Source organism: Pseudomonas sp. LB3P58 (genome assembly GCF_054897895.1).
This window is the reverse complement of sequence record NZ_JBUBVE010000001.1, coordinates 4,061,940-4,081,781: the sequence shown is the minus strand read 5'-3', so window position 1 is coordinate 4,081,781 and position 19,842 is coordinate 4,061,940. Positions and strand designations below refer to the sequence as shown.

Below are 19,842 nucleotides of genomic sequence, written 5' to 3'. Positions count from 1 at the left end.
AACGTGATGCCGCACTTTAATTGAGAGGTTTCTATGCCTGCACAGACATTTGCGTTCCATCTTTCCCCTCGGGGCAAACTGCGCTGGGCGATTGCCAGCCTGTTTCTGATTGCTCACCTGCCCAACGCTTTGGCAGGGGGCGTAGTGGTCGCACCAGGCCCCGGCGGCACCGCGCAACTGCAAACCCAGGGCGGCGTGCCGATCGTCAACATCGTTGCGCCTAACGGTTCCGGCCTGTCCCATAACCAGTTCCTGGACTACAACGTTGACCGTCAGGGCCTGGTGCTGAACAACGCGCTGCAAGCCGGACAGTCGCAACTTGCCGGGCAACTGGCGGCCAACCCGCAATTCCAGGGGCAGGCCGCGAGCGTGATCCTCAATGAAGTGATCAGCCGCAACCCGTCGGCCCTCAACGGTGCTCAGGAAATCTTCGGTCGCGCCGCCGATTACGTGTTGGCCAACCCTAACGGTATCTCGGTGAACGGCGGCAGTTTCATCAACACCCCGAACGCCAATCTGGTGGTCGGTCGCCCCGAACTGAACGACGGCAAGCTGCAAGCCTTCAGCACCCGCGACGCCACCGGCTCCTTGCAGATTCAAGGCGCGGGCCTGCAAAACCGCGAAGGCTCGATCAATCTGATTGCCCCGCGCATCGACAGCCAGGGCAGCCTCAGCGCCCGGGATCAGTTGAACCTCACCGTGGGCCGCAACCAGGTGGATTACGCCAGCGGCCAGGTTAAAACCGTGGACCCGGCCGGCAACACTCAAGACCAACGCATCGACGCCAGCCTGTTCGGTGCGATGCAGGCTGGGCGCATCAACATCGTCAGCACAGCCGAGGGCGCAGGTGTGCGGGTCGGCCCGGTGCAGGTCGACGGTCGTGAGGGGGTGCAGATTCGTTCCGCCGGTGACCTGAGCATCAGCGGTCAGGCCGTTCCCGACAGCCTCGATGTGGTCCGCGCCGGCGTGCGCAGCGGCCAGGGCGATGTCAGTCTGCACAGCGGCAAGGATCTGCTGCTGGCCGCCGCCGATGTCAGTGGCCGTGACGTCAAGGTCGACGCCAAACGCAACCTGACCTTGACCACCGTCGAAAGCCGCAAGCTTCAAGAGAAACGTGAAAACTGGAACAACAGCACCATCGGCATCACTTGGGAAACCTACGACCGGACCCAGACCGACAGCGACTCGCGCCAGCACGGCAGCCAGATTCTCGCCAGCCGTGACGCCGAGTTGTCGTCCGGCGGCAACACCGAACTCAAAGCGGCGAAGGTCGACGCTGCCAACACCCTCAACGTCCGGAGCGGCGGTGATCTGCGCCTGACCGCCGCCACCGAAAGCCACACCCAAACCGATCAGGGCAACCACCGCAAACACCTGTGGAAAGCCAACTGGGACACCAGCAGCGAAGAGCAGCGCAGCGTCACCACCCAGTTGAAGGGTGGCAATATCGCCTTGGCCACGGCGGCGTTGTTACGTGCCGAGGGCGCGGAGTTGAGCAGCAAGGGTGATATCCAGCTCGCCGGCAAACAGGTCGAGATCACCAGCGCCAGTCGTACCCGGCGCAACAGCGACAACCGCTATTCCGGCGATCTGGTGGGCGGCGGTTTCTTCGGCAAGACCGGCGACGCGGATCAGGGCAAAACCCTGAATCAGGGCAGCAAGGTCAATGCCGGCGGCAAACTGATCGTCAAGGCCGACGATGTGCGGATCAGCGGCAGTCAGGTGCGCGGCGGCAGCGAGGCCAGCGTGATCAGCGACAAAGGCTCGCTGGTCATCGATGGCGTGCAAGACACCTCCCATGCCAACAGCCACGACAAGGACAGCAAGTTTTTCGGCATCACCAAGGATGAAACCCGTCAGAACGCCAAGGACAGCACCACGGTGCGCAGCGAGCTGACCTCCGACAGCAACCTCAAACTCAAGAGCGCTAAAGACATCGAAGTGGCTGGCGCCACGGTCAAGGCCAACGGCACCCTCAGCGCCGAGGCGGCGGGGGATGTGAATGTCCATTCCGCGCAGAACACCCATGAGTCCGGCAAAACCACCGAGACCCGTGGCTTCGATGCCTACGCCAAGGAAAACGCACCGGACGCCGGCCAGTACCGTGCCGGTGTGCATTACCAAGACAAGCAGCAAACCGCGAGTACCCGTGATGTCAACCAGCAAGGCTCCAGCCTCCGCGGCACCAACGTGCAGCTGGCGGCGGGCGGTGATCTGACCCTTAAAGGTGCCGACGTCAAAGCCACAAACGGTGACGCGACCCTGAGCGGTAAAAACGTGTCGCTGCTGGCCGAGCAGGACAGCCACAGCACTTCGACGGACACGACCAGCACCCGTGGCGGTTTCTACTACACCGGCGGCCTCGATCGTGCCGGCAGTGGCGTCGATTTCGCCCACGGTACGTCCCAGGACACCACGAACAAAACCACTGCACAAACCACCAGCGTCCAAAGCAGCGGCAACTTGAATATCAACACCGGCAAACTCACCACTGAAGGCGCGCGTCTTGATGCGGGCAAAGGTCTGAATGTCGCCGCCGCCGAGGTCAACAATCAGGCCGCGAGCAATACCGACAGCAGCACTCATACAGAGAGCAACTGGTCGGCGGACATCGGTGCCAACGTCGAATACAAAGACATCGCCCGGCCGATCGCCAAAGCTGTCGAAGGCGTACTGAACGGCAAGGTGCCGGACAAGGACGCCCTCGCCAACCTCGGCCAGCCGAATGTCGGCATCGACGTGGCGATCGGTCATCAGAACGGCAGCCATACCGAGCAAAACAGCAACGCCGTGGTCAGCCAGTTCAAGGGCGGCACGGTGGACGTGAACGTCGCCGGCACGTTGCAGGATCAGGGCACGCAGTACCAGTCGAGCGCGGGCGCGGTGAACATCAGCGCCGACAACCTGGTGGCCAGCGCCGCCAGTAACACTCGCAACAGCACCGATCAGGCACTGGACGCCAAGGTTGATGTGCGGGTCTACACCAAAACCGGTGAGGACGTGAATGTCAGCGGCAGCGGCGCGGGTGGCAGCAGCCAGACGCGTAAAGACAGCTCCACGGCGGTGGTCGGCGGCTATGCGGGCAGTGACGGCGTGAATATCAACCTGCGCAACGACGGCCAGTTCGAAGGCAGTCAGTTCAATGGCGGGCAGGGCGGAGTAAGCATCAAAACCGGTGGCGATCTGGCGCTGAATCAGGCCAATGACCGTCAGAGCAACGACAGCTCCAGCCTGAGTGGCAACGGTTCGCTGAGCGTCGGCACCGCCCCTGGCACCGACGGCACCAACGTCAATCTCGGCGCGGGTTTCCAGTTGGATCACAAAGGCAATCAGACTCAGGGCAGTCAGGCTCGCGTGGCAAGTATTGCGGGCAAAGGCCCGGTGCAATTGAGCAGCGGCGGCGACCAGATCCTGCAAGGGACGACAGTCGATACCCGCGACGCCATCGACCTGAAGGCCGGCGGCAAACTCGACCTGCAAGCGGCCTCTGACACCCATCGCTCCACGGGCAGCAATCTCGGCGGCGGTCTTAATGTGGGCGGCAGCAAAACCAGCACCGAGAAAAGCAGCGATCAGGGCGGCAACCTGAGCGCCAACTTCAACATCGGCCGGGTCAATGAAAGCAGCCAGACCCTGAGCGGCGGCCGCCTCAACAGCCAGGACAAGATTCAACTCAGCGGTGATTCGATCCACCTGCAAGGCACCCAGGTCAGTGCGCCGAGCGTTGCCCTTGATGCGCAGAACGGCGGGGTCTATCAGGAATCGGCCCAGTCCACTCAAAACCGCACGAACTGGAACGTCGCCCTGAATGCCGGCGGCAATCTGAGCAACAGCACACCCACTGCCACCAACGAAAAAGACGTCGCCAAGAGCGATCATGGTTTCAATGCCGGGGCCAGGGTTGGCGTTGATTACCTGCAAGGCACTACTCAGCAGAACAGCCAGATCAAGGCTGACAGCGTGGTGTTGAATAGCGCGGGCGATGCGCAGTTGGCCGGTGCGAGGATTGATGCGACGACGGTCAGCGGCAAGGTCGGTAGCGACCTGACCGTGGAAAGCCGTCAGGACAGCCAGACCAGCACCAAGGTCGATGTTGACCTCGGGTTGACCGGCAAGAAAGCCGCACCCGCTGACAAAGACAAAGTGGCCGATAACAGCAAACCGGGCGGGACGGACTACAAGCCGACCCTGAAACTGGACGCCGGTTATGCCCACAAGGACAGCGTCGGCCAGGCCTCTGGCATCAGCGGCACGCAAGGCGTGAATCTCAAGGTTGACGGTGCAACGCAATTGACCGGCGCGCGGGTTGCTTCATCTGAAGGTCGCGTGGATTTAGGGGACTCCAAGGTCAGCACCACCGACCTGAATAACCGCGACTACGGGGTCAAGGCAGGTCTGGATCTGCCGGAGAAAGCACAAACCGAGGGCAGTAAACCCGACGTCTCAGCCGCCGGGGAGCACAGTGTCAAACTCGGCCCCGTAACCTTGGGTGGTCATTACGACAGCCAGTCGCTACAGGCCGGCATCGACGAGAAAAACATCTAAGCCACACACATCCCCTGTGGGAGCAGGCTTGCTTGCGAAAGCGGACTACCAGTCAACATCAACGTTGAATGTAAAACCGCCATCGCGAGCAGGCTCGCTCCCACAGGGACCGCGTAACTGCCATTTGAAGCGGGTCATCAGTGATGACTGTTTGGAAAATCCCTCGGGAATCCAGCATAGAAATGACACAAACGGAAATCGGAGACGGTCATTTCGGAAACCTCCCACACCCAGAGTTTGAGCTTCCCGGTAGGGTCAACGGCCCCGGCCCCCTGCCGAGCCCCCAAGGAAGAACGAACCATGACTAGAAAGGCCGTTATCGTTTTCAGCGGCGGACAAGACTCAACCACCTGCTTGATCCACGCATTGCCGATGTACGATGAAATTCATTGCATTACGTTTGATTATGGCCAGCGCCATCGTGCGGAAATCGAAGTGGCGCAACAGCTTTCAAAACAGCTTGGCGTGAAGGTACACAAAGTATTAGACACTTCATTGCTAAACGAACTGGCTATTAGCAGCTTGACGCGCGACCACATTCCAATTGCAAGGAGTACGGGGAACGGCGTGCCTGATACGTTCGTGCCTGGCAGGAATATTCTGTTTTTAACGTTGGCTTCTATTTATGCCTATCAAGTGGGTGCTGAAGCTGTCATCACAGGTGTGTGTGAAACAGAGAGTTCTGGCTACCCGGATTGTGGCGATGAGTTTGTTAAGGTGTTGAACAGCGCCATTCACTTGGGCATGGACTATAAGGTACGAATCGAGACGCCGCTTATGCGGTTGAATAAGGCAGAGACTTGGGCGTTGGCCGATTACCATAAGCAGCTGGATTTGATTCGCTATCACACATTGACTTGCTATAACGGAATAATGGGAAGTGGGTGCGGCGACTGTGATGCGTGTGCTCTTCGTGCGAAAGGATTGAGTGAGTTTTTGGAGAATAGAGCAGAGGTTGTTCACAGTCTAAAAATTAAATTAGAACTATAGGAAGTAATGCACAAAGGGGGAGGGGCGATTAGCAGCTAATTCACACTCCCTAGCTGATGACTTCACGATGGCTGTGATTTGATGGATGTCGTCGGACGACGATTGCAGGTGCGGGTTTCAGTGCAGGAAAACAGGTAGTGCCGATCAATAAGCCATAACACGATCTGTAATTGAATGGCCTCGCCCTCGCTGTCGTTGGCTTCTATAAGAATGCCACCGCGGCGCACAGACGCCTCGGCTTGGGCGAGTCCATTCAATTACGGTCCGTGTTGTTCCTTAACGGGTCGGCTCCTACGGGTTCTTAATCCCATTGCTTCCGGTTAATAGGAAGCATTACTATTCGCGCCCCGTCTTCACAGCACACCGCAATGACCCCCAAGCTGCCCCGCAGACACGGCTTTTTCGAGCATTACGAAGAGTTGGTCGGGACCTGGACCCGTCGCCTGAGAAATCGTCAGCAGGCTGAGGACCTGGCCCACGACACCTTCGTGAAGGTGCTTGAGTCCGATTCGGCGACGGTTGCACAACCTCGGGCGTACTTGCACCAGACCGCGCGCAACATCGCGGTGGATGGTTATCGGCGGGAGGATCGGCGGGGCGCCATGGAGTCGGAGGCGGTTGATCACAGTGTGTCGTCGTCCGGCGACCCGGAGCATTTCATGCAGGCGATCCAGTTGGCTGACTCCATCGAACGGGCGCTCACCGAGTTGCCGGTCAACTGTCGCAAAGTGTTTGTCTGGCAGAAGATCGAAGGCCTGACCCAGGCCGAAATCGCCGAACGCCTGGGACTGTCCAAGAACATGGTGGAAAAGTATATGATCCGCACGCTGCGGCATCTGCGCGACCGCCTTGACGGATTGCAGCCATGATCGGCGGTGCCTTCTCATCCCCAGCCAAACAGGAACTTCCATGATGGATACTCGTGATTGCGCGTGCGGGCAAACAACGGTTCGCGACGAGGCGGCGCGGTGGTTTGTGCGTTTGCAGGAACCTGCGATCAATGCCGAAGAGTCACGGCATTTCGACGCCTGGCTGGACGAACACCCTCAGCATCGCGACGAATTCCAGTTGCTCCAGGGCTTGTGGTCGGCGGCGGATTTGCTGCCGGCGGCGCGTCTGCAAGCCTTGTGTGAAACCCCGGCAGCGCGCAGCAAACGTCGCCCGCTGGTGCGTTATGCGGTGGCCGCCAGTGTGTTGGCCGTCGCGCTCGGGTTGGGGTTGTTCAGCGGTTTGAATCACCCGGCGATCTACACCGCCGAGTTTTCCACTGCCCTGGGCGAGCGACGTCATGTGGCGTTGCCGGACGGTTCGGTGATCGACCTGAACAGCCGCAGCCGCGTTCAGGTGCGTTATGAAAACGACCGCCGCAGCATCGAACTGACGCAGGGCGAAGCGATGTTCAGCGTCGAGCATGACACCCGTCGACCCTTCGTGGTCGAGGCGGGCAGCGGCAAGGTGACGGTCACCGGCACCCGTTTTGATGTGCGCCGTGACACCACCCAAACCCGGGTCGTGGTGGAGCAGGGCACCGTCAAGGTTCAGAGCAGCACCGCGGCGGACAGCGATTTCATCAGCCTCACGGCCGGCCTCGGTACGCACATCGATGGCCAAGGCAAAGTGGCCGCTGCCTACGCGGTCAACCCTGCCGAGCTGACTGCCTGGCGCAGCGGCAAACTGGTGTTCAACAACGCCAGACTCAGCGATGTCGCCGAGGAAGTCTCGCGCTATCGGGCGAAACCGCTCACCGTCGATAACGACAAAGTGGGCAATCTGCGCCTGACCAGCGTGTTCAAATCCGACAACACCGACGCACTGCTCAAGGCCTTGCCGAGCATTCTGCCGGTGGCCGTGCGCACCCTCGATGACGGCAGTCAGGAAATAATTTCAAAATAAATTCAGGTTTTTTTCGAGTTGATCGTCTTCCTGTCCAACTGCAACTGGTTTGCATTAACAAGCGCACACTCTTGCGATCCACAGGACTACGTTCGACGTGAAAGAATCCACCGCTAAAAACAACAAATCACCTTGGTTGCGCCTCGCTCTCGCCCTGGCTGTCACTGCGGCGCTGCCCCAGGCCTTTGCCGCCGACGCGATTCGCATCCCGGCGCAACCCCTGGGGCAGGCCCTGAGTGAACTGGGCCAGCAAACCTCGCTGCAGGTGTTCTTCAGCCCTGAGCTGGTTGCCGGCAAACAGGCCCCGGCGGTGGACGGCAACCTTTCGCCAGAAGACGCGTTGCGCCAACTGCTGCAAGGCAGCGGTCTGCAATACCAGATCGACGAAGGTTCGGTCACGTTGATGCCGGCGCCGACGTCTGCTGCAAACGGCCCTTTGGAATTGGGCGTGACCGACATCAAAGTGGTTGGCAACTGGCTCGGTGACGCCGATGCCGCCGTGGTGCAGAACCACCCCGGCGCGCGTACGGTGATTCGCCGCGAGGCAATGGTCGAGCAGGGCGCGATGAACGTCGGCGACGTGCTGAAGCGCGTGCCCGGTGTGCAAGTGCAGGACGCCAACGGCACCGGCGGCAGCGACATTTCCCTGAACGTCGGCGTGCGCGGCCTGACTTCACGCCTGTCGCCACGCTCCACCGTGCTGATTGACGGCGTGCCGGCAGCGTTCGCCCCGTACGGCCAGCCGCAGTTGTCCATGGCCCCGATTTCTTCCGGCAACCTCGACAGCATCGACGTGGTTCGCGGCGCCGGCTCCGTGCGTTACGGGCCACAGAACGTCGGTGGCGTGATCAACTTTGTTACTCGCGCGATTCCGGAAAAAGCCACCGGTGAAATCGGCAGCACCCTGGAAACCTCCCAGCACGGTGGCTGGAAGCACATCGACACGGCGTTTCTCGGCGGCACCGCGGACAACGGCATCGGCATGGCGCTGTTGTACTCGGGCGTGAACGGCAACGGTTACCGTGAACGCAACAACGGCAACGACATCGACGACGTGATCCTCAAGACCCACTGGGCACCCACCGATGTGGACGATTTCAGCCTCAACTTTCACTACTACGACGCCAGCGCCGACATGCCCGGCGGTCTGACCCAGGCGCAGTACGACGCCGATCCGTTCCAGTCCGACCGCAACAACGACAACTTCAGCGGCCGCCGCAAGGACGTCTCGTTCAAGTGGGCACGGCAGATCGACGACCGCACCCAGGCCGAAGTGCTGACTTACTATTCCGACAGCTTCCGTGGCAGCAACATCGCCGCTCGCGATCAGAAAACCCTCGGCTCGTTCCCGCGTACTTACTACACCTTCGGGATCGAACCGCGGGTGTCCCGTGTGTTCGATGTCGGCCCGACCACCCAGGAAGTCAGTGTCGGTTATCGCTACCTCAAGGAAGGTATGCACGAAGAGGCGAGCCGCCTGGCGCTGGTCAACAACGAGCCGGTCGCGACCAAGAGCTCCGACGGCCATGTCTATCAGGACCGCACCGGTGGTACTGAAGCCAACTCGGTGTACGTCGATAACAAAATCGACGTCGGCAACTGGACCATCACCCCCGGCATCCGCTTTGAACACATCAGCACCGATTGGCACGATCGCCCGGTGCTCGACACCGCCGGCAAACCGGTGCTGGAAAAGAACCGCAGCATCGAAAGCAACGAGCCGCTGCCGGCCCTGAGCGTGATGTATCACGTGTCGGAAGAGTGGAAGCTGTTCGCCAACTACGAAACCTCGTTCGGCAGCCTGCAGTATTTCCAGCTCGGCCAGGGTGGCGCGGGTGACAACACCGCTAACGGCCTTGAGCCGGAAAAGGCCAAGACCTACGAGGTCGGCACGCGCTACAACAATGATGTGTGGGGCGGGGAAGTGACGCTGTTCTACATCGACTTCGATAAAGAGCTGCAATACATCAGCAACGATGCGGGCTGGACCAACCTCGGCGCCACCACGCACCAAGGCCTCGAAGCTTCGGTGCACTACGACATGGCGGCGCTGGACCCACGGCTCGACGGCCTGACCGCCAACGCCGGTTTCACTTACACCCGCGCCGTTTATGAAGGCGAGATCCCGGGCTTCAAGGGGCGTGACCTGCCGTTCTACTCACGTCAGGTAGCGACTGCCGGCCTGCGTTACGACATCAATCGCTGGACTTACAACCTCGATGCCTTTGCCCAGTCCAAGCAGCGTTCGCCGGGTGTGGCTGTGAACGCTGATGGCAGTTTCAGCGGCAACTACATCACCGAAGGCACCGCGGACGGCCAGTACGGCGACATCCCGGGTTACGTCACCTGGAACGTGCGCGGCGGTTATGACTTCGGCGCGACGCTTTCGAACCTGAAAGTCGGCGCCGGGGTGAAGAACATTTTCGACAAGCAGTACTTCACCCGCTCAAGCGACAACAATTCGGGGATGTACGTGGGTGCGCCGCGCACGTTCTTTGTGCAGGCCAGCGTCGGGTTTTAACGGCTGAAGATCAAAAGATCGCAGCCTCCGGCAGCTCCTACAGGATGTACGCCATCCAAATGTAGGAGCTGCCGGAGGCTGCGATCTTTTCGCTTTTAGACTTTCAACACCTTCCCGCCAATGGCCACCGCCACCAACAACACCGCCATCAACCCGAAGGCAAAACTCAAACTGCTGCCATGGGCGATAAACCCGATCAACGCAGGCCCCGCAAGAATGCCGGCATAACCCAAAGTGGTAATCGCCGGCACGGCGACGCTTTCGGGCATCACCGTCTGTTTGCCCACTGCGGTGTACAGCACCGGCACAATGTTAGAACAACCCGCCCCCAACAATGCATAACCCACCAGCGCCGCTTCCCAACTCGGTGCGAAGGTCGCCACAAACAGGCCCGCTGCGGCCGTCAGCCCACCGAACACAATCACCCGCGTAGCGCCAAGACGACGCACAATCGAATCCCCGGTCAAACGTCCGACGGTCATGGTCAACGCGAACGCCGCGTAACCCAGCCCCGCATACGCCGTGTCGATCCCGCGTTCCTGCGCCAGGAACACCGCGCTCCAGTCGAGCGCCGCGCCTTCGGCGAGGAATACGATGAAACACATCCCGCCGATGAACAGCACGATGCCATGGGGAACAGCAAACGCCGGCCCCGAACTTTCGCTGCCGTAAGGCAATAGGTGCGGCGCGGCCTTGGCCAGGGCGATCAGCAGCATCACGATCACCACCAGCGTTGCCCCCAGGGGTGAAACCCCGAAGCCGAGCAGGGCGCTGACGCCCGCCGCACCGACAATCCCACCCAGGCTGAACAGCCCATGGAAACCCGACATCATGGTCTTGCCGCTGGCCCGTTCGACGATCACCGCTTGCAGGTTCACCGTCGAATCCACCGTGCCCAACCCCGCGCCGAACATGAACAACGCGGCAATCAACGCCGGAATCGACGACACCGTCGCCAGCAGCGGCAGGGCCGCACAGATCAGCAACACCCCGGCGCTCACCACCCGGCGACAACCGAAACGCGTGGCCAGAAGCCCCGCCATCGGCATCGCCAGAATCGACCCTACCCCCAGGCACAACAGCAGCAAACCGAGCGTCCCTTCATCCAGCCCGGCCCGAGCCTTGGCGTAGGGCACCAGCGGCGCCCACGCAGCGATACCGAAGCCGGCAATGAAAAAGGCGATGCGTGTGGACATCTGTTCCAGGCGTCCGGGAACAAATGCGGTTTGAGTGTTGAGGTTGGTCATATCAATCCTTGGCAAAAAACGTCGCGTACCCAAGGGACAGTGACTCACCGGTGAGGGTTCGATATTCAGTCCGCGGGATTCGCAGTCAGGCAGGGCACCATCGTTGCACAGCGTGACCCTCTGCAGCGAGCGCAAGTGCCGACATTGTCCGGTTGGAGGTGATATGGACCATCCCACTCAGATTTCACTCGATGAAGGGAAAATTGGCGGTTGAAAATAGCGTCGATGCATTTTTCCTGTGGTTACGAGACGTCGTCGGTCAACGGGCAACATAACGCGTCACCTCGACGACCTGAGTCCCTTGCACCTGAACATGCACAAGCGCCGCAGGAAGGGAATGCTCACCGTCGAAACACTCAATAATCACGGTTCTGGCCGCTGTCGCCTGCACCGAAAGATGGTGTGATTGGCGCAACAGGCGTTTGATCGCGGCACTCAGGGGAACCGGCGAATGGCCCTTGCGAACTTGCTCGCAAAACGCCAGCGCCACTTCACGCGGAGCAGGCGGGGGCGGCGAAACCATTCCTGCTTCATCAAACAGTCGATTGAGCTGGTCGGCAGCGGACACGGCTCTCGGGAAACCGGCGAACGCTGAAGCTTGCAGCAATATTCCCGTCATCTCTCCCGGCGCGAGTCCCGAAGCCAACCCCGTCTTGAAATGCACACTCAAGGGTGGCCCCACCATGCCGGCCGCGACAATTGCGGCGAACGATACCGCTTCGCGCAGACGTGGGTCCAAGTCAGGACGGCCATGCAAGTAACCATAAACAACGCCGACCGCCAGCTCTCCCAGGGCCGGGACCGTTCGAAACAGTGCGTCCAGACGGGCGCCTCCGTCTGGCACCAGGTCGATAAAGGTTTTCCGGCCCTCGCGGTACAGCGTGGGCATGGGAGAGTTTGGGTGTTTGCTGCTCATGTCGCGCCCACTTTTCAGACCTGCACCACATTGGCTTTTCATGGCCAATCTAAAACGTGCCTCGTGTCTCGATGTCGGTGCCGCTGGTGAAGCTGACATTAGAACCCGGCTGCCAGCGCACGGCTCCCGACGAATCGTTATTGCGCTCGATGCATTTCCACTGGATGTCTTGTTTCGCCGGCACGTCAATCGAACCGCTCCATTGGTTCTGCGGGGGCTTGTTGATCAATGCCACGGCATGACCAGGATCCCAGGCCCCCAGCTCCAGTGACGAGCCCACCGCATAAACGGTTTTACCGGGAAGGGACGCGGCGTAGTCACAAGTGAAGCGAACACTGACGGGCAGGTGTTCGGCGGCAATGCTCCAGATCCGGATCTTCCCGTCATCCCAAGTCAGCACGGGATCGGTCAGTCCCGGGGGAAGCTTTGTCAGATCCGAATCCAGGGCAATGACCAGGCTTTTGCTGGCGCCCGTCGTCGTTGCCACTAGTCCTGAGTATTGAGGCTGAAAACGGATCGGCGAGTCGGCCTTGATGCCAGCCTCCGTGCGGATTTTTATCAGCTGTCGGATCAGGTTGCCGCGCTGCCAGTCATACATGTCAGGCCAATACACGGCGGGAGTACCGGGACTGCTGAGAATGTAGGCATAGGCCTGATTGCGCCGTTCTTCGGGCAATGCCCAGTGATGTTGGCCCTTGTAGCGTCCCGGCGAATAACCGGTGTCATGGTTGTCGACGAAGGTGACGGCGACCTTGCGCCAGTTCGGATCGGGATTGCCATTGAGCCCATGCCGCCATTCGGCGATGGAGCCGTTTTGCATGCGTTCCTTGAGCGCGAAGTCGAAGACTGTGCAGCGGGACCGGTCGGACCAGTCCTTGAGTGAGTCTTGCCAACTCGCCTTGTTGCGCCAATCGCTGGCCGGGTACTCGCTGGGACCTTTCCACATTTCACCGACACAGAACTGCTGATCCCCAAAGGCTTGCATCCAGCGATTGACTGTTTCGGGTGTATAGCCTCTGACAAAGTCGAAGCGCAGGCCTTTGGCGCCGTAATGGTCACGCAGGTTAATGAACTCCCTTTTGAATGTTTCGAATACGTGCTCGTTATCGGTATTGAGATCGGCAGCGCCATCCATGAACGAGTCGCCCTTATCGCATTCGCCACAATCATGCCGCCACTCATTCCGGCCCCTCGGAAACTGCGATTCGACTGTCTTGTTGTCATCCATGTGATTGGGTACCACGTCATAGACGACCTTTACCCCTGCGACATTCAACGCGGCAGCGACCTGTTTGAGCTGTGCATCAGTGCCGTAATGGCCGTTTTTGTCAAAGTCCTGCCAGAAGTAACCTTCACCTCCGCCTGAAGTGCCCTTGCGGCTGTCCTCCCAGCTGGAGCGATCGCGCCAGGGCGGCGGCATCCAGATGGCGGTGAAACCGTCCCGGCCGATCTGACCGGCCGTGCGAGCCAGTACGGGGTACCACTTTTCGGCGGCGTCGCGACTGGAATTCCAATGAAAACCCTGCAACAGAATTTCTTCTCCTGTGCCGTTGCGAACGGAGACGGTTTCATCGGCGACAACCGCGCCGGTCAGCGCCAGGGGTATCAGCAGGGGCAGCAGGGACATCCTTTTCATAGTCGTCTTCCGAACGATCAAGTCAGGTTTTACTCTGAGCCGGTTTCGAACGACTGTCTGCTGTCATAAGTGACAGGTGTCGGTAATCGTTTCGCGATAAAAAAGAGGGAAGTGTGCGAGTTTACCTTTTGCACAACTTGATCCCTCCATCGCGAGCGCGGCTGTCAGTGCCCTTCGCACAATCCACGACGAACGTTCGGGGTGACGCCGGGGCGGTACTTTGTAGAAAATGGGACGGCGGGCTCAACCGGTCAATGCAAGTCGCCATGGCCTTCTGGGCACCGCACCCAACAGATAAAAAAGGACCGGTACATGGCGCAGTTCTACGATGCACGCGGCAATATTTATGGCGTGGTGTCTCCCGCAGCGGTGCGTCGCGCCGGTGTCGACTTGCCGACAACGGTTGGGTACGCCGCATCGTCCCGGGCCGCCTGGAGTCGTCAAGCGGTGGATGCATTCTGCGAATGGCCGCCGCATTCGCGGCCGGCCAATGCCAAGTCGCATCGTTGCGATGGCTTGCTGATCGGCCCGTTTCAAGACTCACCACCGTTTGACCTGCTGATCGTCAACACCGACGGCACGCTCGCCGAGCGCAGTGGAAACGGGTTGACGATTTTCTCTCAGGCCCTGAGTGAGCAAGGGCTGCTGCCGAGGAACGAGGTTTGTTTGCTCAGGGTTCATCACGACAAGGCTGATGCGGTTTCACCGGTGGGCACTTCGGTGAAACCGGCCGAGATCGAGGGTGTGAAAGGCTTCTGGCTGGATTTGGGCAAACCCTCGTTCGGGCCGGACGCGGTGGGGGCTGAAGGGGTTGAAAGCGTGCTGTTGAACGGTCGCGACGTCAGCCATGTGCAGCCGTTGTCGGCGCTCGATCCCGCCTGGTCTCGAAGCCAGTTCGTGCGCATCGGTAATCCACATTGTGTGACGCTTTTAGAGAACGCCGATGCATTGCCGGGCAATGAGCAGATGCGCGAACCGGGGTTGTCCGATGGGTTGACGCGTATCGCTTATGCCATGCCGACCGGGGAAGGCCGACCGTGCCCGGCGGGGATCAATCTGCAATGGGCGATGCTTGAATCCGAGGGGCGAGTCGTCGCGCGGGTGTTTGAGCGTGGAGAAGGGCCGACGGCGTCGTCGGGTACTAGCGCCAGTGCGGTGGCTTGCGCGGCGTGGCGGGTGGGTTGGGTCAGTGCCGGGGAAGTGAAGGTGGTCATGCCTGGCGGTTCGGCGCCAATTCTTCTGGAAGAAGAGCAGGGTGAGTTGAGTCGGGTCAGGTTATTCGGTACGGCGCGGTTGATGGGGTGATTGTTAGATCGCCATCGTCGGATCGCCGCCCGGAGCAAGCTCGCTCCCACAGGGGATTTGTGGACGACACAGATCCAATGTGGGAGCGAGCTTGCTCCGGGCGGCGATCCGACGATGAGGCAAGCCCAGCCAACGCAAATCTCAGCTCTGATCGCCGAAGAACTCAACCACCGGCATCTGCCGCTTCATCAACACCTTGCCATCGCGCACCGAATACAGCGGCAGGCCCTGGCTGCGGATCACCTCGTAATCGCTGTCCGCCGACAGAATCAGCAAATTCGCCGGCCGCCCGCGTTCCAGTCCATAACGATCACCCAGGTTCATGGCCTTGGCGCTGTTATCGGTGACCAGGTCCAGCGCGCTTTGCAGGTTGCGGTAACCGAGCATGTGGCAGATGTGCAGGCCGGCTTCGAGCACGCGCAAGATATTGCCATTGCCCAGCGGATACCACGGGTCGACGATCGAATCCTGGCCGAAACACACGTTCATCCCGGCTTCGAGCAGCTCATTCACACGGGTCACGCCACGGCGTTTCGGGAAGTTGTCGAAACGTCCTTGCAGGTGAATGCTTTCGGTGGGGCAGGAGACAAAACTGATCCCCGAATGCCCGAGCAGGCGAAACAGTTTGGCGCAGTAAGCGTTGTCGTAAGAGCCCATTGCCGTGGTGTGGCTGGCGGTAACCCTTGAGCCCATGTCGCGGCTGCGGGCTTCTTCGGCCAGCACCTCTAGAAAGCGTGAGTGCGGGTCGTCGGTTTCATCGCAATGCACGTCCACCAGGCAACCGGTGCGCTCGGCCAGGTCCATCAGGAACTTCACTGAACTCACGCCTTGATCGCGGGTGTACTCGAAATGCGGAATGCCGCCGACCACATCGGCGCCCATGCGGATCGCTTCTTCCATCAGCTCCCGACCGTTGCGGTACGACTCGATGCCTTCCTGCGGGAACGCAACGATCTGCATGTCGATCAGGTGACGGCTTTCCTCGCGCACTTCGAGCATCGCCTTGAGCGCGGTGAGCTGCGGGTCGGTGACGTCGACGTGGGTACGCACGTGCTGGATGCCGTGGGCGGCGAGGGTCTGGATGGTTTTTTTGGCGCGGGTCTTGGTGTCCTCTTCGGTGATGGTCACCTTGCGCTCGCCCCAGCATTCGATGCCTTCGAACAAGGTGCCGCTCATGTTCCAGCGCGGCTCGCCGGCGGTGAGCGTGGCGTCGAGGTGGATGTGCGGCTCGACGAAGGGTGGCACCACCAGGTTGCCGCCGGCGTCCAGATCATCGGGGCCCAGGGTTGGGGCTTCGGTCTGTCGGGCGATGTTGCTGATCAGGCCGTTTTCCAGGTGCAACTCATGCAGGCCATCTTGGTTGCGCAGGCGGGCGTTGATGATGTGCATCAGGCGAATCCTTTTATAGATCTTGTAATGGTGCGTTGGCAGTACGGGCACCCAGCACGCCGGTCAGTAATACATACGTTAGCGCGGCAGCGGCAATCCCTACCAGCGGCGCGACCCACGGTGAACTGAACGCAGTAACGGTGCCGACTGCGTAGGCGGCCAAACCGGCCCAGTTGAACGCCGGCAACCGGGCGTCGGCCAGACGTGGGTATTGACCACGATAGCGGTAGAAGAAGTCCGCCATGATCACGCCGCCAATCGGCGGAATCACGGTGCCCAGCAGAATCAGGTAGGGCACCAGCATGTCGTACATGCCGAGCAGCGCCAGCAACGTGCCGATCACTGCGCCAGCCAGGGTTACGGTTTTGCGACGGCCGGTGCGCAGCAGGTTGCAACCGGCGACGGCGAAGTTGTAGATGGTGTTGTCCTGGGTGCTCCAGATATTGAGCAGCAACATCGCCATCGCCGCCATGGCGAAGCCTTGCAGCAGCAACACTTCGACCACGTCCGGTTGCTGGTAAACGATGGCACCGTAAGCACCGATCAACACCATCAGGCCGTTGCCGATGAAGAAACCGATCAGGCTCGCCAGCACCGCGACGCGTGCTGAGCGGGAGAAACGCGTCCAGTTGGTCGCCTGGGTTGCGCCGCTGACAAAGGTGCCGAACACCAGGGTAATGGCGGTCGACCAATCCAGTGTTCCCGTCGGGACTACCGCGAGCAAACCGTCGAGCCCGCCGACCTTCACCGTGGCCACCCACATCGACAGCATCAGCAGCAACATCATCGCCGGTACGGCGATGTACGACAGAATCTCCAATCCGCGATAACCGACATACGCAGTCGCGCAAAACACCAGGCCGAACAGCACCATCAGCCCGAGAACGGTGCCCTCGCTCAACTCAAAATACTTGCCCAGCACCACGGCGGCAGTGGCCGTGCCCCAGGCGTACCAGCCGATCTGGGTAAAGCCGAGGATCAGGTCGCTGAGCTTGCTGCCCACTTCACCAAAACAAAAGCGTCCCATCAGCACCGAGTTCAGACCGCTCTTGAAGGCGATGTAACCCAGGCCTGCGGCGTAGATCCCCAGCAGCAGATTGCCGACGATAATCACCGCCATCATCTCGCCGAAGCTGAACGCCACACCGAGCTTGCCGCCGGCAAACATGGTCGCGGTAAAAAAGGTGAAACCCAGCAGCACCATGGCCGTGGAGGCCAGGCCTTTGCGGGCATGCATCGGGACTTCGCTGAGGGGGTAATCGTTGCCGGGATCGTTCTGCGTCATGGGGCGTTCCTTGCTGAATGAGTGACGCGGGAGCGTGTTGCAGTGGTCGTGCCAAGCGTGGGGAGGCTTAGTTATTTATAGCCGAGCCGACGGGTTTGGCGCGGGGAGGGCACAAAGCGGTGCACCTGAAAGAATAGATGTCCCCTGTGGGAGCGGGCTTGCTCGCGAAGGCGGTGGGTCAGTCAATACAAGTGTCACTGACCCACCGCCTTCGCGAGCAAGCCCGCTCCCACAGTGGATTTGGTTTCTTCAGGGGGATTTGTGTTGCGGCAGAAACCGCAGCAACGCCGCGACGATCGCTTCCGGCGCATCTTCCTGAACCAGATGCCCGGCATTCGGAATCGCCTGAAACCGCGACCCCGGAATCATCTGATGCAACGCCTGCCCGCGTTCAATGGGAATCCACTGGTCATCTTCCCCCCACAGAATCTGCACCGGACAACGAACCGTCGGGTACAGCCCTTCGGCCTCACGGGTATAACGCTCATCCATCTGCGCGATCTGCCGATAGAACGCCGCTTGCCCCGGATCGCCGAGCCACGGCTGCACGTAAGGCGCGAGTTCGTCGTCCGGGATTTCGCGCTTGATCGCCCCGCGAATATAGGTCGGCACGATCGCTTGCTGAATGTAATCGGGCAGGCCACTGAAGGCCGCCTCATGCTGACGCACATGCTGCACAAACGGCGAACCCCAGGGCGTCAGCGCCACGGGATCAATCAGCGTCAGGCTGCGGTAATCCTTGCCGTTCAGCAGGTGAGCGCGCAGAGCGGTGGCGCCGCCGAAGTCGTGAGCAACCACGTCTGGCCGTTCCAGACCCCAGTGATCGAGCAAGTGAGCCAACAGGTCGTTCTGCACACCCAGCGACACATCGCCGTCGATTTTCTCCGATAGTCCATAACCCAACAGATCAAAGTAATGCACCCGATGGGTGGTGATGAAGTGCGGCGCAATCCGGTGCCACACGTAAGAAGAGAAGGGCGTGCCATGCACGAACACCAGTGGTGGACCGTCACCCCGTACGGCGTAGCGAACGGAGTGCCCGTTGAAGCGATAGGTCTGCGGCAGCGGCCAGTCAGTCATTGGGGGTGTCCTCTTGGCGTGGGGGAGCCAAAAAGCATAGGCATAAAAAAACAGCCATTGAAGGCTGTTTTTACATTTACTGACGAAACGCAGTTCACTGTGGGCTCAGCCCAGCGATTTGCTCATGTGCACGCGGCGCAGGCCGTTCTCTTCGACCCGGTGGGTTTCGACATACCCTCGGCGGGTGTACAGCGCAATGTTTTCGCTCATGGCTTCGTTGGTGTACAGCCGGATCGATGGATAACCCGCGTCGAGTGCGTGGCGTTCGGCGAAGTCCAGCAACTGACGGCCATAACCTTGCCCCTTGACCGCCGGGCTGACCGCGATGTTGTCCAGCAGCAAGTACTCTTCCGTGTCGATCAACACCACAAAGCCGCTGAGTGTCTGCTCGTGGGCGAGTACATGGACGCGCCTGGCCAGCACTTGACTGGCGTAGTCATCCAGCATCGGTGCGGGTTTGCGGCCGATGCGCTCGATGTAAGGCGAGTAAGCCGCCTCGACGATGGCTTCGATCTGCGCGATATCCTCAAGCGTAGCGGGACGAATAAGCAGCGACATCAGACGGGTTCCTTTGGGCCAAGGATGAGGCCCGACTGTACCGGGGAGGACGGCGAAACGACAGGCATAAAAAAACCACCGGTCTTGGTGGTTTTTTGATCGATCGGCTTACTCGCCGTGATAGATGCAGCCGCTGGTGCACGTCTCGTGGATGCGAATCGCGCTGAGTTCCGGCAGCAGTGGCTTCAATTCTTTCCAGATGAATTTGGCCAGCACTTCACTGGTCGGGTTTTCCAGACCGGGAATGTCGTTCAGGTAGTTGTGGTCCAGACGCTCGTAGAGCGGCTTGAAGATCGCCTTGATTTCCGAGAAATCGCGGATCCAGCCCGTGTGCGGATCGAGGTCGCCGCTCAGGTGGATCGCCACTTTGAACGAGTGACCGTGCAGGCGGCCGCACTTGTGGCCTTCCGGAACGTGGGGCAGGCGGTGGGCGGATTCGAAGGTGAACTCTTTGAAAATTTCCACGGTATGACCTGT

The 19,842-nt window shown here is 60.2% G+C and carries 15 protein-coding genes; 6 read left to right on the top strand and 9 right to left on the bottom strand.

Annotation, left to right across the window (positions count from 1 at the left end):
- Positions 1-33 precede the first annotated feature (33 nt).
- Complete coding sequence (locus ACYZTZ_RS19075) at positions 34-4,545, top strand: hemagglutinin repeat-containing protein (RefSeq protein WP_461999363.1); 4,512 nt, start codon at positions 34-36, stop codon at positions 4,543-4,545.
- A gap of 300 nt (positions 4,546-4,845) precedes the next feature.
- Positions 4,846-5,535, top strand: coding sequence for a 7-cyano-7-deazaguanine synthase QueC (gene queC / locus ACYZTZ_RS19070; RefSeq protein ID WP_461999362.1), 690 nt, complete (start codon positions 4,846-4,848; stop codon positions 5,533-5,535).
- A gap of 62 nt (positions 5,536-5,597) precedes the next feature.
- On the opposite strand, the gene ACYZTZ_RS19065 is transcribed toward queC, so the two are convergent.
- On the bottom strand, positions 5,598-5,792 hold the full coding sequence (locus tag ACYZTZ_RS19065; RefSeq protein ID WP_461999361.1) for a hypothetical protein: 195 nt from the start codon (positions 5,790-5,792) through the stop codon (positions 5,598-5,600).
- Between the two features lie 111 nt (positions 5,793-5,903).
- On the opposite strand from ACYZTZ_RS19065, the gene ACYZTZ_RS19060 reads away from it, so the two are divergent.
- The 3 genes from ACYZTZ_RS19060 to ACYZTZ_RS19050 all read left to right on the top strand — a co-directional run bounded on the left by ACYZTZ_RS19060 (position 5,904) and on the right by ACYZTZ_RS19050 (position 9,949).
- The gene (locus ACYZTZ_RS19060; protein ID WP_461999360.1) at positions 5,904-6,404 is read left to right on the top strand and encodes a sigma-70 family RNA polymerase sigma factor; all 501 of its coding nucleotides are present in this window, start codon (positions 5,904-5,906) and stop codon (positions 6,402-6,404) included.
- Between the two features lie 40 nt (positions 6,405-6,444).
- Positions 6,445-7,428, top strand: coding sequence for a FecR family protein (locus ACYZTZ_RS19055; protein WP_461999359.1), 984 nt, complete (start codon positions 6,445-6,447; stop codon positions 7,426-7,428).
- Between the two features lie 97 nt (positions 7,429-7,525).
- A complete protein-coding gene (locus ACYZTZ_RS19050) occupies positions 7,526-9,949 on the top strand; it encodes a TonB-dependent siderophore receptor (protein ID WP_461999358.1) in 2,424 nt (807 codons plus the stop codon).
- Positions 9,950-10,044: 95 nt separating this feature from the next.
- On the opposite strand, the gene ACYZTZ_RS19045 is transcribed toward ACYZTZ_RS19050, so the two are convergent.
- The 3 genes from ACYZTZ_RS19045 to ACYZTZ_RS19035 form a co-directional block, all read right to left on the bottom strand.
- On the bottom strand, positions 10,045-11,196 hold the full coding sequence (locus ACYZTZ_RS19045) for an MFS transporter (protein ID WP_461999357.1): 1,152 nt from the start codon (positions 11,194-11,196) through the stop codon (positions 10,045-10,047).
- Between the two features lie 259 nt (positions 11,197-11,455).
- Positions 11,456-12,112 (bottom strand): carboxymuconolactone decarboxylase family protein, encoded by a 657-nt coding sequence (locus tag ACYZTZ_RS19040; RefSeq protein ID WP_461999356.1) that lies wholly within the window; start codon positions 12,110-12,112, stop codon positions 11,456-11,458.
- 49 nt (positions 12,113-12,161) lie between these two features.
- Positions 12,162-13,739, bottom strand: coding sequence for a glucan 1,4-alpha-maltotetraohydrolase domain-containing protein (locus ACYZTZ_RS19035; RefSeq protein WP_461999355.1), 1,578 nt, complete (start codon positions 13,737-13,739; stop codon positions 12,162-12,164).
- Between the two features lie 321 nt (positions 13,740-14,060).
- Between ACYZTZ_RS19035 and ACYZTZ_RS19030 the strand changes: the two genes are divergently transcribed.
- The gene (locus ACYZTZ_RS19030) at positions 14,061-15,053 is read left to right on the top strand and encodes a diaminopimelate epimerase (protein ID WP_461999354.1); all 993 of its coding nucleotides are present in this window, start codon (positions 14,061-14,063) and stop codon (positions 15,051-15,053) included.
- Between the two features lie 141 nt (positions 15,054-15,194).
- Here the strand turns inward: ACYZTZ_RS19030 and codA are convergent, their stop codons facing one another.
- The 5 genes from codA to queD all read right to left on the bottom strand — a co-directional run bounded on the left by codA (position 15,195) and on the right by queD (position 19,830).
- Positions 15,195-16,442, bottom strand: coding sequence for a cytosine deaminase (gene codA, locus ACYZTZ_RS19025; protein WP_123368400.1), 1,248 nt, complete (start codon positions 16,440-16,442; stop codon positions 15,195-15,197).
- A gap of 13 nt (positions 16,443-16,455) precedes the next feature.
- Positions 16,456-17,727 (bottom strand): cytosine permease, encoded by a 1,272-nt coding sequence (codB, locus tag ACYZTZ_RS19020; RefSeq protein WP_056740126.1) that lies wholly within the window; start codon positions 17,725-17,727, stop codon positions 16,456-16,458.
- 249 nt (positions 17,728-17,976) lie between these two features.
- A complete protein-coding gene (locus tag ACYZTZ_RS19015) occupies positions 17,977-18,807 on the bottom strand; it encodes an alpha/beta fold hydrolase (protein WP_461999353.1) in 831 nt (276 codons plus the stop codon).
- A gap of 105 nt (positions 18,808-18,912) precedes the next feature.
- Complete coding sequence (locus tag ACYZTZ_RS19010) at positions 18,913-19,365, bottom strand: GNAT family N-acetyltransferase (protein WP_129437084.1); 453 nt, start codon at positions 19,363-19,365, stop codon at positions 18,913-18,915.
- Between the two features lie 108 nt (positions 19,366-19,473).
- The gene (gene queD, locus ACYZTZ_RS19005) at positions 19,474-19,830 is read right to left on the bottom strand and encodes a 6-carboxytetrahydropterin synthase QueD (RefSeq protein WP_008152165.1); all 357 of its coding nucleotides are present in this window, start codon (positions 19,828-19,830) and stop codon (positions 19,474-19,476) included.
- Positions 19,831-19,842: the final 12 nt, after the last annotated feature.

Bases quoted from the DNA above. Each gene is read 5' to 3' on its own strand.
- ACYZTZ_RS19075 (WP_461999363.1), top strand. From the start codon at position 34: ATGCCTGCACAGACATTTGCGTTCCATCTTTCCCCTCGGGGCAAACTG.
- queC (WP_461999362.1), top strand. From the start codon at position 4,846: ATGACTAGAAAGGCCGTTATCGTTTTCAGCGGCGGACAAGACTCAACC.
- ACYZTZ_RS19060 (WP_461999360.1), top strand. From the start codon at position 5,904: ATGACCCCCAAGCTGCCCCGCAGACACGGCTTTTTCGAGCATTACGAA.
- ACYZTZ_RS19055 (WP_461999359.1), top strand. From the start codon at position 6,445: ATGATGGATACTCGTGATTGCGCGTGCGGGCAAACAACGGTTCGCGAC.
- ACYZTZ_RS19045 (WP_461999357.1), bottom strand. From the start codon at position 11,196: ATGACCAACCTCAACACTCAAACCGCATTTGTTCCCGGACGCCTGGAA.
- ACYZTZ_RS19040 (WP_461999356.1), bottom strand. From the start codon at position 12,112: ATGAGCAGCAAACACCCAAACTCTCCCATGCCCACGCTGTACCGCGAG.
- ACYZTZ_RS19035 (WP_461999355.1), bottom strand. From the start codon at position 13,739: ATGTCCCTGCTGCCCCTGCTGATACCCCTGGCGCTGACCGGCGCGGTT.
- ACYZTZ_RS19030 (WP_461999354.1), top strand. From the start codon at position 14,061: ATGGCGCAGTTCTACGATGCACGCGGCAATATTTATGGCGTGGTGTCT.
- codA (WP_123368400.1), bottom strand. From the start codon at position 16,442: ATGCACATCATCAACGCCCGCCTGCGCAACCAAGATGGCCTGCATGAG.
- codB (WP_056740126.1), bottom strand. From the start codon at position 17,727: ATGACGCAGAACGATCCCGGCAACGATTACCCCCTCAGCGAAGTCCCG.
- ACYZTZ_RS19015 (WP_461999353.1), bottom strand. From the start codon at position 18,807: ATGACTGACTGGCCGCTGCCGCAGACCTATCGCTTCAACGGGCACTCC.
- ACYZTZ_RS19010 (WP_129437084.1), bottom strand. From the start codon at position 19,365: ATGTCGCTGCTTATTCGTCCCGCTACGCTTGAGGATATCGCGCAGATC.